This is a genomic window from Nocardia sp. NPDC050793, assembly GCF_040654065.1.
Classification (GTDB): Bacteria; Actinomycetota; Actinomycetes; order Mycobacteriales; family Mycobacteriaceae; genus Nocardia.
Map to the genome: position 1 here is coordinate 264,863 of NZ_JBFAHG010000003.1, position 15,474 is coordinate 280,336.

A 15,474-nucleotide genomic window follows, 5' to 3' on the forward strand; every position below is an offset into this window, starting at 1 on the left:
CCGGATACGAAGGGACGCCCGGCCGGAAGGCGGGGCGTCCCTTCGGATTCGGACGATCAGCAGCTGGTCGGCACCGGTTCGCCGCGGAAGCGGGACTCGACGTAGTTCCACGCGTCGGCGAAGCCGGCGACCGCCGCGGTCATGTGCTCGGCGATGTCGTAGGGCACCAGTTTCACCGGGGCGCCCGCCTTGCAATACCGGTTGGCGGTCTCGGCCAGCGAGTCGAACGGCGTCAGCGTGTCGTAGCGGCCCTGCCACAGGTAGGTCGGCACCGTCGGCACGCCGGGGAAGCGGCGAAGGCTGTTCTCGTGCAGCACTTCCCGCGCCTCGGGGCTGTCCATCAGGCTCTTGGACGCGGCCATCTGGTCCGCGCTGCGGAAGGCGCCGTGGAACAGCAGGAAGCGGCGGCAGGCGTCGTGGGTGAACTCGCGGAACCACAGGCCGTTCTCGTTGAGCTGATCCGAGATCGGCAGCCGCTCGGGGTACTCCCGTTCCAGGCCCATCGCCGCGGCGAACGCGAGGCCGAAGCCGGGGTGCGGCTCGAAGCCGAGGCCGAGCGCCATCTCCTCGAGGTCGGCCGGGATGCCGCCCGCCACGGCCGCGGTCAGCTTCAGATCGGGAGCGTAGGTCGGCTGCAGCGCGGCGGCCCACGCGGTGGCCATGCCGCCGCCGGAGTAGCCCGCGATCGCGACCGGCGAACTGCCGAGGCCGAGTTCGGCGACCTTCTGCACCGCCTTCACGCTGTCCAGCGTGATCATCCCGCTGAGCTTGGCGGCGCCGTAGGCGACGGTGGGGCCGAGGTAGTCCGGCATCGAGATGGCCCAGCCGCGGCCGATCGGCAGCATGGCGCCGACCGCGTCCTGCAGTTCACCGTTGAACAGCGACCGCGACGGGTTGCACCGGGAGCCGAGCGAATTGATCAGCGCCTGGTAGGAGACCAGCGGTGGGTTGCGCACTCCCGCGGGCAGCAGCACGGTGGTGACGGCCATGATGGGTTTGCCGCCGGAGTTGGTGGAGCGAAAGGCCACCTGCCAGCCTTCGGTCCCGACGTAGAGGGTCGTGTCGATCCTGCGGGAGCGGACGACGTCGCCGGGCTGCAGCGTGGCCAGTTCGGCAGGCGGGTTGTAGAACGGATCCGGATCCGGTTCGGGGTAGAGGGGGCTGGCTTGCGCCGGAGCACCCATCACACCTACGGACAGGATGCTCAAGAGGAGGATCAGTATTCGAGTCGCGACTTTGAACACGGTCTTTCTTTCCGGCATCGGGCAACGCTGATGGACGACCGTGGGACGAGGGGCCGCGGCGGCCATCGGTGAGCTGGTTGGCAGTGTGGAAAACGACGCGGTGGAACAACTTCGGTCACCGCGTGAACAGTGGGTGATCGGAACGGGTCGCTGGAGACGCGCGCACGCCATTGCCGTCGTGGCGAATGGTTCGTGGCAGGCTGGCGCACCTCCTTCGCCTCCGTGGCTGCCCCGGGGCCGCAGGCGGCGGCACCATATCTCGGCGAACATATCGCAACCAAGATCATAGCGATGATTGCGACACACGGACGTTGGTGATTATCACAACAGTCCGGTGCGCCGGCCGTGCTGTGTCACACGGGAGCCGCGGTCGCGGTTTGCTGTCGCGACCTGTGGGTACGACTCGAAGTTCGTTGCGCCCGAGTAGAATTCGAACCCAACATAGCTGTCTGACCGAGTTCGCCGAAGCGGCCGTGATCAGCGGGATTCATCGCGACAAGAGGTGTTCACGCGCGCGGAACGAGCGGTAGCGATCGGCCAGCATCGTGAATTTGCTAGCGGGTGGCGGAGTTAACCATCATGACGGTCATGGCGACGCCGGGGAAGAGCAGCAACCAAGCGTTCGGGATCCACCAGGCCGGATCGAAGTCGCAGCGCACCAGATAGAAGTTCAGCGCCATCAGGCCCGCGGCAGCGGTCGCGGTGAGCGAGACGAGCATCATGCGCTCGGCCAGCGGCGGCTGTCGGTGCGCCACAGCGAGACTCGCGAGTCCGATGCCGATGGCTGCGAGATCGAGCCCGAGGAACGACCAGTTCCATTGCTGCAGAAAGGGATCCGTTCCGACAGTGACCGCGCCGAGCGCGGTCGCGACCCAGTAGGCGAGGAAGCCGAGATCGGTCAACAGCATGATGCGTTTGGTGCGAGCGAAACGGGCGTCGGCCATGCGGCGTGCCTCCTGGGCGGGCCATCCGGGCGGGCGCGCGCAGGTGGGCGCCCGGTGGCGAGCCTAGCGCAGACGGCACACCGGCGCCGTTCCCGAACGTGCTGCGACGCAGCCGGATACGCCGCCGCACCTCGGGTGTGGCCGATCGCCACGCGCCGTCACCGGAGCGGAATCCGGTGACGGGCGGCGGATCTCTGTCAGGGAGTGGCGAAGCCGATCAGCGCGCCGATGCCCGCGCCGATCGGGACGGTGACCAGTGCGCCGACGCCGCCGAGGAAGAAGCCGATCACCGCGCCGATGCCCGCGCCGATCAGCGCGCCGACCGCGGCGTTGTGCTGCTTGCGCGCGATGGTCTCGTCGTACTCGACGAGTTGGCGCATGTGCTGGGTGGCGGCCGCCGGTGCCCCCGCGGGCGTGAGGGTGAGCGTCCGGCCCGCGTCGGTGATCTGCGGTGTCAGGCCGAAGGTCTGGCCCTGGGCGGTGAAGCCCAGCGGCAGGGTCGCGACGATGCGGCCCGTGGCGTCGGTGAGGCTGACCGTCCGCGCGTCGGCGCCGAGGCGGAATGCGCCGTCGTCGACGGTGGTGACGATACCGTTGCCGTCCGAGGTCGGTCCGGTGGTGTAGCCGACGCCGTGGTCGACGCCGCGCACGGACACCTCGGCGGCGGGGTCGGTGGGCTGGGCACCTGCCGTGCCCGCGGATATTCCGATGGCCCCGATCGCGAGCAGAGCGGAAGCGGCGAATTGATTGACTCTCATCGTGTTTCCCTACGTGTTTCGTTCGGGCAAGACAGCCGATGCGTCCCCAAGAGGCCGTTGGTCGGCCGCCTTCATCCTACGTCCGAACCTGCGAAACGGGCGGTTTTGCGAAATCTCCACCGAGGAAACGCATTCCGGGCATCGCGCGCGTTCGCCTCGTCACGTCGGCGATGGCGTGGCGAGAGCGAAAATGTAGGCAAGATCGCTGTCCGCGTTCGGCTTTCAGCTATTCCCAGGCGCACCGGCGTTGCCGCCCGAGTATCGGCAACGAAATGTCGGCGTGATCGGTCGCAATGGAAATCGTCGTCAGGGCTCGAGAGTGGGGTTGCCATCGGTGCGCTGCGCCGGGTGGACGGTGTAGACGACCGACGATTGCCCGGCCTGCACATGGAGGCGGGGGTGGTTGAGTACCCGGACGGCGGACGCTACGCGGTGGCGGTGTTCGCGCGCAGCGGCGAGCTCGGCACCCGCCGCATCGACGTCGACCTGGGTGCCGCTCGGCCGTCCCGGCCACGCGCGGGAAGTCGCGTCGGTGGTGGCGTTTCTCGCCACGCCCGCGGCGAGGTATGTGACGGGAGCATCGTTCGTGGTGGACGGTGGGATGCTGCTCATGGGGCCGCAGGCCAGCGTGCTGCTCGCCCATGAGAAGTGGCGGCAGGTCTGAACCCGCCGCCACTGCTCGTCAAACAGGTACTGCCTGCGGCCCGCCGTGTCCATGCCGACCGCCTCGATGTATCCGTTCGGGCGTCTGCCGCGCCTACCTTTCCGATCTGCCCCGTCCGTCGTCCGGCAAAAGTGCCGCGTGTAACGCAAGCCGGATTGTCCGAGTGATCTGACTCACAGGATGTCAGGAATCTCGTCTCTGCGGTGTCTTGTTCACGAGCCTCTCGGAACGAAGGAGACACCCATGAGCAAGAACATCGATGTGGTCGTGGTCGGCGGCGGATACGCCGGTGTGATGGCGGCCAATCGCTTGACGCAGCGCGACGACGTGCGGGTGACTGTCATCAATCCGCGCCCGGTCTTCGTCCCACGGCTGCGCCTGCACCAGCTGGTGGGCGGAACCCACGACGCGATCGTCGACTACGAAGAGATCATGGCCGAGGGTGTCCGGCTGGCCGTCGACAGCGTGACGCGGATCGACGCATCCGGGCGGCGCGTGATGCTGGCCGAAGGCGACAGCATCGGCTACGACTATCTGATCTACGCGGTGGGCAGCGAGAGCGCAGGCCAAAGGGTGCCGGGCGCGGCCGAGTTCGCTTACCCGATCGCGACCCTGGAGACGGCCCAGCGGTTGCGGTCGGTGCTCTACGACACGCCTTTGTCGGCTGCGGTGACGGTCGTCGGGGGTGGTCCGACCGGCATCGAGACGGCCGCGGAGCTGGCGGAGCAGGGTCGCACCGTCACGTTGGTCTGCGGCGGCGTCGTCGGTCCGTATCTGCACCCTCGGGCGCGGCGCACCGCCCGCAAGTACCTCGCCGGGCTGGGCGTCAGCGTCGTCGAAGGCACCGATACGTCGGTCACCGCGGTGACGCGGGAGGCCGTGGAACTCAGGGACGGCCGCAGGTTGGCGAGTCAGGTCACCATCTGGACCGTGGGCTTCGGTGTGCCGGATCTGGCCGACCGCAGCGGGTTGCGCACCGATGCCGCCGGGCGCCTGCTCACCGACGAAACACTGACCAGCGTCGACGACGAGCGCATCGTCGCGGCGGGCGACGCGTCGGCGCCATCCGACCTGCCGTTCCGGATGAGCGCCTACGCGGCGGGATGCCTTGGCGCCCATGCCGCCGACACCGTACTGAACCGGATCGCGGGTGAGCGGCCCGCACCGATCGACCTGTCGTTCCCCGCCATGTGCATCAGCTTCGGCCGCAACACCGGGATCTTCCAGCTCGGCCGCAAGGACGACACCGCGATGCCGCTGTACTTCAGCGGGCGTGCGGGCAAGAAGCTCAAGGAGTTCTCCTGCGCCGCCAGCGTCAAACACTTGGTGGCCGAAGCGCGTAAGCCCGGTGCGCATAGCTGGCCCAAGGACGGCAAGCACAGGCCGAAGCTGCTGCAGGCCGAGCAGGCCCCCGCGGCGGCGCCGGTCGCGTAGGACACCCACCGCCGTCGACGCGCCTGGCTGCCGATGACTTCGATGTGCGGCAGGGCTCGCAATCGTGAGCGCTGCCGCACCGGCGACCCGGTGGGCTGGATCGAACGGCAACCGAGGGGAGACGGGAGAGGATCTCGATGGATACGACAAGCGGCGGGCAGTGGAAGGCCGACAGCGCGACAGCGGGCCGGGACGGCGGCGACCACACCACCGCCGAGGCGACGGAAACGTTCGTCGCCCACCGCAACCTGCTTTTCACCGTCGCATACGAGATGCTCGGCTCGGCGGCCGACGCCGATGATGTCTTGCAGGAGACCTGGATGCGCTGGGTCGAAGTCGACCGGATGCACGTCAGCGAACCACGCGCCTACCTGGTTCGGATCACCACCCGCCAAGCGCTCAACCGGCTGCGGTCGATGAAACGCCGCAGGGAGGCCTACGTGGGCTCGTGGCTGCCCGAGCCACTGCTCACCACCGCGGACGTCGCCGCCGATGTCGAACTCGCCGAGAGCGTTTCGATGGCGCTGTTGCTAGTGCTCGAGACGTTGACCCCGACCGAACGGGCGGTGTTCGTGCTGCGCGAAGCCTTCGGGATGGGCTACGACGAGATCGCCGCCGCGGTCGACAAGACGACCGCCGCCGTGCACCAGATCGCCCACCGAGCCCGCCGCCACGTCGAAGCCCGCAGGCCACGTCGCGCGGTCACCGCGCAGCAAGCCGACGCAGCCGTCGAGGCGTTCCGGCGCGCGCTCGAGACCCGCGACCTGCAGGGCCTGCTCGACGTCCTGGCCCCCGATGTGGTGGCGATCAGCGACGGCGGTGGCATCAAGCGGGCCACACCGCGGCCGGTCCTCGGTGCCGACAAGGTGGCCCGCTTCATCGTCGGCGGCCTCACCAAGAACGACGTCGCGCTCACCGTCGAGGCGACCGCGGTCAACGGCAGCCCCGCACTGGCTCTCTACGTGGATGGGCAACTCGACGGCGTCATCGCGATGCACGTCGAGGACACCCACATCACCGGCCTCTATTACGTCCGCAACCCGCAGAAACTGACCCACATCGACTCCGAAACCGCCCTCACCCTGCGATGAACGCCGGATACGTCCCTCGAGGAGTAGACATGACCCCGCGAGCCCCGCTCGCCACCGACACCCTCCCGTCGCGATGGCCGACGGTCGCCGCAGCAGTCCTCCTGCTCACGGCCGTCACCAGCGTGCTGCTCACCGCCTTCGCATGGCCGTCGGTGCGGTCGTCGGTCCACGATGTGCCGATCGCGGTTGCCGGGCCTGCCAGCGCGATCGCACCGATCCGAACCGCGCTCGATCGACGTCTGCCTGGCGGCTTCGAGATCACCGAGGCTGCCGACACCGCCGCCGCTGAACAGCTCGTCCGCGACCGGCAGGTATACGGCGCGATCGACCTGAGCTCCGGTACCCCGCAGGTCATCGTCGCCTCCGCGGCGAGCACCGCGGTCGCCCAGACCCTCCAGACCATAGCGACCGGCCTCGGCCAGACAGACCGATCCGGCACCGCGGTCGCCGTTCACGACCTCGCCGCACTGCCCGCCGACGACCCGCGCGGAGCCGGATTGGCCGCAGGCGCCCTGCCGCTGGTCATGGGCGGACTGCTGGCCGCCGTGTTGCTGACCCGGCTCGTCCACGGCGCCGTCCGCCGGATCACCGGTGCACTCGCTTTCGCGGTGACCGGCGGCCTGGCCGTTACAGCGATTCTTCAGTTCTGGTTCGGCTCGTTGAGCGGGTACTACCCGGCCAACGCCGGCGTCGTCGCCCTGACGATCGCGGCCACCTCGCTGACCGTCCTCGGGCTGGAATCCCTGCTCGGCTTGCTGGGAATCGGAATCGGCGCCGTCGCAATGATGCTCATCGGCAACCCGCTGTCGGGTACGGCGACCGCACCCGAGATGCTCCCCGGCTGGTCCGGCGCGCTCGGCCAGCTCCTGCCTCCCGGGGCCGGTGGACGGTTGCTGCGATCGACCGCGTTCTTCGACGGCCGTGGCGGCGCGTCCGCCGTCACCGTCCTCGTCGCTTGGGTCGCGCTCGGCGCAGTGCTCTGTTTGGCAGGCGGATTGCACGCGAGCAGGGCCGCCGCCCGAGCCACCGCCGAATCTCGCATGGTCCGCACATCCTCGGCCGACAGCACGTCGGCGCCTTCGAGCTGACCAACACCTGGGGGCGGTCACGACCTTCGGCGCCCGTCGCCCCGAGCAGGTGGACGGCTGGCGTGGTGCGGGTTCGGTCGAACCGACCCTCTCCGACATCGAGGAGATCGCCACCGCCATCACCGAGACCGGCGCGGGCACCGGTCCCGCTCGCCCCTGACCCGTCGGCGTCTGCCGTCGGCCCGGTACGATTCGGCACGGCCGCTCGCCGAAGGACTACCTGCCGGGCCGAGGCGGCGGGACGGCCGCCGTCCCATTCTGCAGGACCCGATATGCGGGTTGCATCCCGAATTGTTCGCGAAACCGGGTTCAGCCCATATGATCTCGCCCATGAGAAAACTCGCACACCGCCGGACCACCTTCCTCGCCGGAGCCGTCATCGCCGCCGTGCTCCCCGTGGCGGGAGCCGGGTACGCATTCGCCGCGGACCCGGCCACCGACGCCTACCTCCAGGCGGCGAAGGAGGCCTGCGAGTCGGCGGGCTTCCAGCTGAACACGAACGTGGCGGCCGCCGGCTTCCGCTCGGCGACCGCGCCGTGCCTGGACTCGCGCACGCTGGCCGTGGTGCAGGTGCCCGTCGCGAACGGGACGGCGTGCTCGATCCTGGACGGCGTCTTCACCCGTGAGGGCACCGCCTTCGACGGCGTCTGCCGGTAGTCGTTCCGCTCTAGCCGAACACGGCCCTCCGCTGTCACGCGCACGGAGGGCCGTCGTCGTGTTCGGAGCCGCCGAGGGAGAGGTGCTCCTCGACCCCCGCGACAACGTCGAATTCGCCGACGCGGAATGCGAAAATCCCGACACCGGGCTCGGCGCCACGATTACCTTCGGCTCTATGACGAACACTTCGTCGGAACGACGCTACGACAGCCGAACCAAGGCAGTCCGGCTGCAACTCCAGGAACTGATGCTCGCCTACTCTCCCGTGAGCCAGAACTCCTCGAACCGAGCGGCTTTCGCTCAGGAAGACCAGCGAATCTTCACCCAGCACGTGCCCGTCGGCGGGTACGGCAGCGACTGCGCGAGCTGCGGGCGCCGCTGGCCGTGCCCGCAGGTCGAATCCCTGCGCGACGCCGGGCATTACATCCGCTGACCCCTCGGAGTCGTCATCGACCGTCAGGTGAGGCGGTGCTCCTCGACCGGGGTGCTCAGGACCGTTCCGTTCAGGTCGAGGTAGAGCAGGCGTTCGGTGACGGAGAGGGTGACGGTGTTGCGGCGTTCGACGGCGGCGACGGCGGCATCGATGAAGGCGCGGTCGAAGCTGTAGACGGGGATCTCGTCGGCGCGGTGGACGCGTTTCCCGGCGAGCTGGGCGAGCACTTTGGCGGGGTCGCGATGGGTGTAGACGGCGACGCGTCCGGCCAGCTTGCTGCCTCGGTGCACGCGCTCGGCGTCGGGCGCGCCGACCTCGATCCAGGCCGTGGTGCGGCCGGTGAGGTCGCGGACCAGCACCGCGGGCTCGTCGGTGGACGACACGCCGCCGTCGCTGAAGGTGATGCCTTCCTCGTACTCCAGGCAGTAGGCCAGCAGGCGCGTCAGCATGAACTCGGCCGTCTCGGATGGGTGGCGCGCCACGCGTAACTCCAGCTCCTGATAGACACCACGATCGATGTCGGCCAGGTGAACGGTGAAGGTGTGCAGTGTCGCGCTGAGGGCCATAGGAGCAGAAGCTTAATCGCCCTGCCGACCGCCGATGCCCGGCCGAGCGCCACACAGCTTCCATACGCCGCGCAGCGGCAGCACGTCCGCGGGGCATCGAACGTATCTGTGGCAGGGGAGCCGGTCCAGCCATTGGCGGGTCAATAGACTTTGGGTCATGGGGAATCGGCAGGTCAATGGGGTGGCGGATCTGACGCACCTGCGAACCTTTCTCGCGGTGTACCGCGCTGGGTCGATCACCGCGGGCGCCGCGCAGGTGGGGCTGTCGCAGCCGACGGTGACCACGCAGCTGCAGACGTTGGAGAAGCGACTCGGGCGGCCGCTGTTCGATCGGCTGCCGCGCGGCGTCGCGGCGACGGCCGCGGCGCACGAGCTGGCCGCCAGGCTGGCCGGGCCGATGGACGCGTTGGAGGCGATCGCGGGCGGCGCCGAACCGGAGACCGCCGTGCCCGAACCTCCGGTGCTGCTGGCAGGCCCCGCCGAACTGCTGGCCACCATGGTGGTGCCGACGCTGGCCCCGCTGGTGGCCGACGGCGTACGGCTGACGCTCACCGCGGGACTCACCGACGACCTGCTCGCCGGTCTGCGCGCCGGAACTTACGACCTCGTCGTGGCCACCACCCGCCCGCGTGGTCGCACCGTGCTCGCCGAGCCGCTCGCCGACGAGGAATTCGTCCTCGTCGCCGCGCCCGACCTGGCGCGGCGCGTCGACACCGCCCGGCTGCGCGCGGGCGACCCGTCGGCATTATCCGAGCTCCCCCTGCTCAGCTATGCCGCCGACCTGCCGATCCTGCGCCGCTACTGGCGCCACGTCTTCGACACCCGCCTCGTGGCCGAACCGGCGCTGATCGCCGGGGATCTGCGCGCGGTGCTCGCCGGCGTGGTCGCGGGCGCGGGCGTCAGCGTCGTGCCGCGCTATCTGTGCGCGGGCGAACTCGCGTCGGGCGCGATCACGGCGCTGCTCGAGCCGGCCGATCCGCCGATCAACACCGCCTTCCTGGCTCGCCGCCCCGGCGGCTCCCCGCGCCGCCACGTCGAACTGGTGCGCCGCCATCTGCTGCACGCGGCCAGAGACTGGTGATTCCATCCGCGCGCCGAGCGGGACCGGTGCTCCGCCGTATCTTCCTCCGGGAACCGCACGGATCTTTCCAGCCGGAATCGCCGAGTTCTCCTCGGAGTCGGCGAAACCGCTGGTTCTCCGGGCGAAGAAATGACAGTCTTAACCGGTGACACAACCTCCGGATATTCAGGCGGCGGGACCGGATCCGTCCTCGGACACACTGGACGCCGCCGTCTTCAAGGTGGCGGGCGTGGTCGTGCTCGGCGCGATCATGTCGATCCTCGACATCACCGTCGTGACGGTCGCGCTGCCGACCTTCCAGCTCGAATTCGGCACCACCTACGCGATCGCCGCGTGGACGATGACCGGCTACACGCTGGCGCTCGCGACCGTCATCCCGCTCACCGGATGGGCGGCGGACCGATTCGGCACCAAGCGCCTCTACATGGCGGCGCTGACGTTCTTCGTGCTCGGTTCGCTGCTGTGCAGCACGGCATGGAACATCGAGTCGCTCATCGCGTTCCGCGTCGTTCAGGGCATCGGCGGCGGCATGCTGATGCCGCTCGGCATGACGATCATGACCCACGCGGCGGGCCCGCAGCGGGTCGGCCGGGTGATGGCGGTGCTCGGTGTTCCGATGCTGCTCGGTCCGATCGGCGGCCCGATCCTGGGCGGCTGGCTGATCGACGCGTTCAGCTGGCACTGGATCTTCCTGATCAACCTGCCGATCGGCATCGTCGCCCTTGTGCTGGCCTTCCTGATCTTCCCGGCCGACAAGCCGGAGCCCTCGGAGTCGTTCGACTTCCTCGGCATGCTGCTGGCCTCGCCGGGGCTCGCGCTGTTCCTGTACGGCGTCTCCTCGATTCCGGAGGCGGGCACCGTCACCGCGCGAAAGGTTGTCGTCCCGGCCGTGATCGGCCTCGTGCTGCTGGTGGCGTTCGTCTTCCACGCGCTGCGGGTCAAGCATCCGCTCATCGACCTGCACCTGTTCCGCAACAAGGCGCTGACCGCCTCGGTGCTGACCATGGTGCTGTTCGCCATCGCGTTCTTCGGCGCGGGTCTGCTGCTGCCGAGCTACCTGCAGCAGGTGCGCGGTGAGTCGGCGCTCGCGGCCGGTCTGCTGATCGCGCCGCAGGGCTTCGGCGCGATGCTCACCATGCCGATCGCTGGCCGGTTCGTCGACAAGTACGGTCCGGGCAAGATCGTGATGATCGGCATCGTGCTGCTCGCGCTGGGCACCGCCTTCTTCACCCAGCTCGAGGCGGACACGTCCTATCCGATCATGTGCCTGGCGCTGCTGGTGATGGGTCTCGGCATGGGCTGCACCATGATGCCGATCATGACCGCCGCGATCCAGACGCTGACCCACCAGCAGGTGGCGCGCGGTTCGACGCTGATGAACATCATCAACCAGACCGCGGGCTCGATCGGCACCGCCACCATGTCGGTGGTGCTGACCAACCTGCTGAAGGACCAGCCGCTGGCCGGACCCGCGATCGTCGCGAACTCCGATCCCGCCGTCGCGCAACAGCTCGGACCCGACGCCGTCGCCGCGGGCCTGGATCAGGCCGCGCAGGCGTTCAGCGACACCTACATCGTCGCGCTGGTCCTCATCGTGCTGACCCTGGTCCCGGCGTTCTTCCTGCCGCGGACCAAGCCGGCGACGACGCAGGACGCCGACGCGAAGGTGCTGGTGCATTGAGGGCGCAGGCGCTGGTTCACTGGGCCGCTGGTTCACTGGGCGTGACGGCGCTGGTTCATTGAGCGTCACGGCGCTGATGCACTGAGTTCGCAACGCTGCCAACCGATTCGGGCCCACGGCGATCGACGCCGTGGGCCCGAATCGTTTCCCGGCCGCGGCCTTCACCCGTAGAGCGCGACGAACTTCTGCAGCGAACGCTCGATATCGCCCTTCACCGCGCGGGCGACGCCCGAGCCGATCGGCCCGAACAACGGCGCTCCGCCGAGCTCGATGTCGACGGTCACCTCGGACCCGGATCCCTTGGGAGCGACCAGAAGTCCCAGCGAGAACTTGGTGCCGCCCTTGCCGGAACCGTTCAGCACCAGCTTGCGCGGCGGCTCGGCGGTCGTGACCTTCCAAGTCACGCGGTTGCGCAGACCCTTCACCGACGCGACGCCCACCAACTCGGTCCCGACGGTCAGCTGCTCCGGAACCGCACCGCGCCACGACTCGTGCATGGTCAGCCATTTGTCCAGCTCGGACAGATTGGCGGTGTGCGACCACGCCTCTTCCGGGCTGATCGGGACGTCCACGGACACCTCGAGCTTTGCCATACCGCGCATGGTATCCGGTACCAGCGGTTCTCCCTCGCTTCGATCGCGGCCGCCGACTGTGAGCCCTGCCACTGCGGAATATGCCGCGGCGCAGTGCGGTTACTATGGTTGCCAAGTCAACCAAATGAGCTCGAGGAGGCCTCGTGCAGTTCGGAATCTTCACCGTCGGTGACGTCACCGCGGATCCCACGAACGGCCGCACCCCCAGCGAGGCCGAGCGGATCAAGGCGATGGTGACGATCGCGCAGAAGGCCGAGGAGGTGGGGCTCGACGTGTTCGCCACGGGCGAGCACCACAACCCGCCGTTCGTGCCGTCCTCGCCGACCACCATGCTCGGCTACCTCGCCGGGCGCACCGACCGCATTCAGTTGTCCACCGCGACCACGCTGATCACCACCAACGACCCCGTCAAGATCGCCGAAGACTTCGCGATGCTGCAGCACCTCGCCGACGGACGGGTCGACTTGATGCTCGGCCGCGGCAACACCGGACCCGTCTACCCCTGGTTCGGCAAGGACATTCGCGACGGCATCGCGCTCGCGATCGAGAATTACCATCTGCTGCACCGGCTCTGGCGCGAGGACGTGGTGGACTGGGCAGGCAAGTTCCGCACGCCGCTGCAATCCTTCACCTCCACGCCGCGCCCGCTCGACGACGTGCCGCCGTTCGTCTGGCACGGATCGATCCGCAGCCCCGAGATCGCCGAACAGGCCGCTTATTACGGCGACGGCTTCTTCGCCAACAACATCTTCTGGCCCAAGGAGCACTTCCAGCGGCTGATCGAGCTGTACCGCCGCCGCTACGAACACTACGGGCACGGCGCCGCCGACCAGGCGATCGTCGGTTTGGGCGGACAGGTGTTCATGCGCAAGAACTCCCAGGACGCGGTGCGGGAATTCCGCCCGTACTTCGACAACGCGCCGGTCTACGGTCACGGTCCCTCGCTCGAGGAGTTCACCGAGCAGACCCCGCTCACCGTCGGCAGTCCGCAGCAGGTCATCGACAAGACGCTGACCTTCCGCGAGCACTTCGGCGACTACCAACGCCAGCTCTTCCTCGTAGATCACGCCGGGCTGCCACTGAAAACCGTGCTGGAGCAACTGGATCTGCTCGGCGAGGAGGTGGTTCCGGTGCTGCGCGAGGAGTTCGCCGCCCGCCGTCCCGCCCACGTGCCGGATGCACCGACGCACGCGTCCTTGCTGGCCGAGCGCACTCCGGCGCAGGAGGTGATCTCGTGACGACCTCGCGGATCGCGGTGGTCTCGGGCGGCCTGTCGCAGCCCTCGTCCACCAGGCCGCTGGCCGACCGCTTGGCCGCCGCCGAACGCGTGCTCGCCGGACGATCGGCGGTGCGTCCGCCGGATCCGTATCGCGACACGACGCCGTTCGAGGACCTGCTCGCCGGGCGTCTGCCTGGCTGACGGGGGATAGTCGTTGCGCACCGCCCCGGTGCGCAAGAACAGGGCGGCGCCGAGGATGTCGCGCCCGATCATTGTAGTAATTGAAAGTTCTACCAACTCCAAGGAGCGCACCATGACCACCGGAATCGCCAAGGGACTGACCGCGGGCACCTGGGTCGTCGACCCCGCCCACTCGACCGTCGGTTTCTCGGTACGCCATCTGATGGTGAGCAAGGTCCGCGGCCGGTTCACCGACTTCGACGCCAAGCTCGTCATCGGCGAGGACGGCACCGCGTCGGCCGAGGCCGAGATCCGGGTGAACTCGCTGACCACCGACAACGAGCAGCGCGACGCCCACCTGCGCACCGCCGACTTCTTCCACGCCGAGCAGTTCCCGGCAATGACCTTCAAGTCCACCGGATTCCGGCTGAACGGCGAGGAATTCGTCGTCGACGGCGAGTTCACCGTGCGCGGCAACACCAAGCCGGTCTCGCTGAAGGTCGAATTCCTCGGCGTGAACGCGGGGATGGGCAACGGCCCGGTCGCCGGTTTCGAGGCCACGACTGTGGTCTCGCGTCGCGAGTTCGGCCTCGACATCGACATGCCGCTGCCGGACGGCGGCGCGGTCATCGGCGACAAGATCACCCTGACGTTGGAGATCGAAGCCGGCTTGCAGGGCTGAGGTCGGGCCCGGCCGAGGGCGATCGGGGGGCGCGGACTCTCGCGAGCGCGACGCGCGACCCGTCGATCGCTCTCGGCCAACGAGCCGATCGCGTCCTTTGCCACGGTTCGGACGGATCAGCGCGGACGGATCAGATCGGATCGAATGCGCACAGCCGCCACGCGCCGCCGGACCAGTCGCGGTACTCGGCTCGATAGCGGATGTCGGGGTGTCGCTGATAGCGCACGGTGACCTCGGCGCTCGCCGCGCTCGGCAGCATCGGATCGCCCAGCCACCGGTAGCTCGTGATCTCGACGACCCGCCCTGGACCGCGGGTCTCGGCGTCGGCGGCCATCGCCTGGCGCAGCCGTTCCCGCTCGTCGGCGGGAACGGCGAAATCCACTCGCTCGCCCAGCTTCCCGCACGCCACGGTGCGCAGCGCCACCGGATCGGCGACGCCGAACGCGTGAACGGCCTTGCGGGTCGCCAGCCGGATCGCGTCGACGACCGGCGGAATCGGCCCGCCGCCGGTCGATTTCTCGGCCGCGCACGGCGTGGTGGCGACGACCGACAGATAGCGCTTGCCGTCGGTGTCCCGCACCTCGAAGCCGACCTCGAAACCCCTGTCGTCGCGCCGATACCCGCCGCGGCGGCCGGTTAGCCCCTTGTCGACGGGCATCGTGAACCCCCGCTCGGCCATCGACTTCAGTGCCGCTTCCGTCGCGTCGACCAGCCCCGGCGACGGGTCGGCGAAACGATCGCCTACCGACAGCTTCCACGGCGGGCCGACGGTCCGCGCCGACGCGTTGGTCGCGCACCCGTGCCGCGTCACCTCCGCACCGTAGGAGCGGGCCGGATCCGGCGAGAGGGCGAGCAGATTGTCGAACACGGCGTATTCGGCCTGTTCGACGGTGAGACCCGTCGACTGCAGAACCTCGGCGTTGCCCGGGCCGCGGCTGTAGGGATCGCAGGCGGTCGCCATGGCGGCCAGCGCGAGCACGATCAGCAGTCGCCGCGCCCTCATCGCCGGACGCATCGGCGCCGGCCCGGCCTGCCGGACGCGGCGATTTCGGCGCCGGTCGTACGGACTTCCGCGGTGCTCTGGTCTGGCTCCATGATTGCTTCCCCCGGTTCGGTTCTGTCGTAAGAGTGTTTCGTCTACTCCGACGCGGCGGCCGCC

The 15,474-nt window shown here is 68.9% G+C and carries 16 protein-coding genes and 1 pseudogene; 11 read left to right on the forward strand and 6 right to left on the reverse strand.

Translation table 11 applies throughout. The features are described 5' to 3' along the window. Window positions 1-56 precede the first annotated feature (56 nt). From AB0H50_RS11840 to AB0H50_RS11850, 3 genes are all read right to left on the reverse strand, one after another. Window positions 57-1,184, reverse strand: a complete 1,128-nt coding sequence (locus AB0H50_RS11840; protein ID WP_357451523.1) for a lipase family protein — start codon at window positions 1,182-1,184, stop codon at window positions 57-59. Window positions 1,185-1,798: 614 nt separating this feature from the next. Continuing rightward, the gene (locus AB0H50_RS11845; protein WP_357450119.1) at window positions 1,799-2,188 is read right to left on the reverse strand and encodes a DUF5360 family protein; all 390 of its coding nucleotides are present in this window, start codon (window positions 2,186-2,188) and stop codon (window positions 1,799-1,801) included. Window positions 2,189-2,385: 197 nt separating this feature from the next. Beyond that, entirely contained in the window at window positions 2,386-2,946 is a 561-nt protein-coding gene (locus AB0H50_RS11850; RefSeq protein WP_357450122.1) for a hypothetical protein, read from the reverse strand. A 493-nt stretch (window positions 2,947-3,439) separates the two neighbouring features. Between AB0H50_RS11850 and AB0H50_RS11855 the strand changes: the two are divergent. From AB0H50_RS11855 to AB0H50_RS11880, 6 genes and pseudogenes are all read left to right on the forward strand, one after another. Beyond that, window positions 3,440-3,610, forward strand: a pseudogene (locus AB0H50_RS11855) (SDR family oxidoreductase); the annotation flags it as partial. A 243-nt stretch (window positions 3,611-3,853) separates the two neighbouring features. Further along, complete coding sequence (locus AB0H50_RS11860; protein WP_357450125.1) at window positions 3,854-5,044, forward strand: FAD-dependent oxidoreductase; 1,191 nt, start codon at window positions 3,854-3,856, stop codon at window positions 5,042-5,044. 137 nt (window positions 5,045-5,181) lie between these two features. Further along, window positions 5,182-6,135, forward strand: coding sequence for an RNA polymerase sigma-70 factor (locus tag AB0H50_RS11865; protein WP_357450127.1), 954 nt, complete (start codon window positions 5,182-5,184; stop codon window positions 6,133-6,135). 29 nt (window positions 6,136-6,164) lie between these two features. Further along, a complete protein-coding gene (locus tag AB0H50_RS11870; RefSeq protein WP_357450130.1) occupies window positions 6,165-7,223 on the forward strand; it encodes a hypothetical protein in 1,059 nt (352 codons plus the stop codon). Window positions 7,224-7,553: 330 nt separating this feature from the next. Beyond that, window positions 7,554-7,880: a hypothetical protein gene (locus tag AB0H50_RS11875; RefSeq protein ID WP_357450133.1), complete on the forward strand. Its 327-nt coding sequence runs from the start codon at window positions 7,554-7,556 to the stop codon at window positions 7,878-7,880. A 58-nt stretch (window positions 7,881-7,938) separates the two neighbouring features. Then, window positions 7,939-8,313, forward strand: coding sequence for a hypothetical protein (locus AB0H50_RS11880; RefSeq protein ID WP_357450136.1), 375 nt, complete (start codon window positions 7,939-7,941; stop codon window positions 8,311-8,313). Between the two features lie 23 nt (window positions 8,314-8,336). Here AB0H50_RS11880 and AB0H50_RS11885 read toward each other — a convergent pair whose 3' ends face one another. Further along, window positions 8,337-8,879: a YaeQ family protein gene (locus AB0H50_RS11885; RefSeq protein WP_357450139.1), complete on the reverse strand. Its 543-nt coding sequence runs from the start codon at window positions 8,877-8,879 to the stop codon at window positions 8,337-8,339. A 157-nt stretch (window positions 8,880-9,036) separates the two neighbouring features. On the opposite strand from AB0H50_RS11885, the gene AB0H50_RS11890 reads away from it, so the two are divergent. Next, window positions 9,037-9,960, forward strand: a complete 924-nt coding sequence (locus tag AB0H50_RS11890) for a LysR family transcriptional regulator (protein WP_357450142.1) — start codon at window positions 9,037-9,039, stop codon at window positions 9,958-9,960. Between the two features lie 145 nt (window positions 9,961-10,105). Further along, window positions 10,106-11,641 carry a DHA2 family efflux MFS transporter permease subunit gene (locus AB0H50_RS11895; protein ID WP_357450145.1) on the forward strand — a complete coding sequence of 512 codons (1,536 nt, stop codon included), beginning with the start codon at window positions 10,106-10,108 and terminating at the stop codon, window positions 11,639-11,641. 161 nt (window positions 11,642-11,802) lie between these two features. Here AB0H50_RS11895 and AB0H50_RS11900 read toward each other — a convergent pair whose 3' ends face one another. Beyond that, entirely contained in the window at window positions 11,803-12,234 is a 432-nt protein-coding gene (locus tag AB0H50_RS11900; protein ID WP_357450147.1) for an SRPBCC family protein, read from the reverse strand. 143 nt (window positions 12,235-12,377) lie between these two features. Here AB0H50_RS11900 and AB0H50_RS11905 point away from each other — a divergent pair, with 143 nt between their 5' ends. From AB0H50_RS11905 to AB0H50_RS11915, 3 genes are all read left to right on the forward strand, one after another. After that, the gene (locus AB0H50_RS11905; RefSeq protein ID WP_357450150.1) at window positions 12,378-13,472 is read left to right on the forward strand and encodes an LLM class flavin-dependent oxidoreductase; all 1,095 of its coding nucleotides are present in this window, start codon (window positions 12,378-12,380) and stop codon (window positions 13,470-13,472) included. Further along, a complete protein-coding gene (locus AB0H50_RS11910; protein ID WP_357450152.1) occupies window positions 13,469-13,654 on the forward strand; it encodes a hypothetical protein in 186 nt (61 codons plus the stop codon). Before AB0H50_RS11905 ends, AB0H50_RS11910 begins: the two co-directional genes overlap by 4 nt. A 112-nt stretch (window positions 13,655-13,766) precedes the next feature. Continuing rightward, the gene (locus AB0H50_RS11915; protein ID WP_357450155.1) at window positions 13,767-14,315 is read left to right on the forward strand and encodes a YceI family protein; all 549 of its coding nucleotides are present in this window, start codon (window positions 13,767-13,769) and stop codon (window positions 14,313-14,315) included. 130 nt (window positions 14,316-14,445) lie between these two features. Here the strand turns inward: AB0H50_RS11915 and AB0H50_RS11920 are convergent, their stop codons facing one another. Continuing rightward, on the reverse strand, window positions 14,446-15,318 hold the full coding sequence (locus AB0H50_RS11920) for a hypothetical protein (RefSeq protein WP_357450158.1): 873 nt from the start codon (window positions 15,316-15,318) through the stop codon (window positions 14,446-14,448). Between the last annotated feature and the right edge of the window lie 156 nt (window positions 15,319-15,474).

Bases quoted from the DNA above. Each gene is read 5' to 3' on its own strand.
- AB0H50_RS11840 (WP_357451523.1), bottom strand. From the start codon at position 1,184: ATGGGTGCTCCGGCGCAAGCCAGCCCCCTCTACCCCGAACCGGATCCG.
- AB0H50_RS11845 (WP_357450119.1), bottom strand. From the start codon at position 2,188: ATGGCCGACGCCCGTTTCGCTCGCACCAAACGCATCATGCTGTTGACC.
- AB0H50_RS11850 (WP_357450122.1), bottom strand. From the start codon at position 2,946: ATGAGAGTCAATCAATTCGCCGCTTCCGCTCTGCTCGCGATCGGGGCC.
- AB0H50_RS11860 (WP_357450125.1), top strand. From the start codon at position 3,854: ATGAGCAAGAACATCGATGTGGTCGTGGTCGGCGGCGGATACGCCGGT.
- AB0H50_RS11865 (WP_357450127.1), top strand. From the start codon at position 5,182: ATGGATACGACAAGCGGCGGGCAGTGGAAGGCCGACAGCGCGACAGCG.
- AB0H50_RS11870 (WP_357450130.1), top strand. From the start codon at position 6,165: ATGACCCCGCGAGCCCCGCTCGCCACCGACACCCTCCCGTCGCGATGG.
- AB0H50_RS11875 (WP_357450133.1), top strand. From the start codon at position 7,554: ATGAGAAAACTCGCACACCGCCGGACCACCTTCCTCGCCGGAGCCGTC.
- AB0H50_RS11885 (WP_357450139.1), bottom strand. From the start codon at position 8,879: ATGGCCCTCAGCGCGACACTGCACACCTTCACCGTTCACCTGGCCGAC.
- AB0H50_RS11890 (WP_357450142.1), top strand. From the start codon at position 9,037: ATGGGGAATCGGCAGGTCAATGGGGTGGCGGATCTGACGCACCTGCGA.
- AB0H50_RS11900 (WP_357450147.1), bottom strand. From the start codon at position 12,234: ATGGCAAAGCTCGAGGTGTCCGTGGACGTCCCGATCAGCCCGGAAGAG.
- AB0H50_RS11915 (WP_357450155.1), top strand. From the start codon at position 13,767: ATGACCACCGGAATCGCCAAGGGACTGACCGCGGGCACCTGGGTCGTC.
- AB0H50_RS11920 (WP_357450158.1), bottom strand. From the start codon at position 15,318: ATGAGGGCGCGGCGACTGCTGATCGTGCTCGCGCTGGCCGCCATGGCG.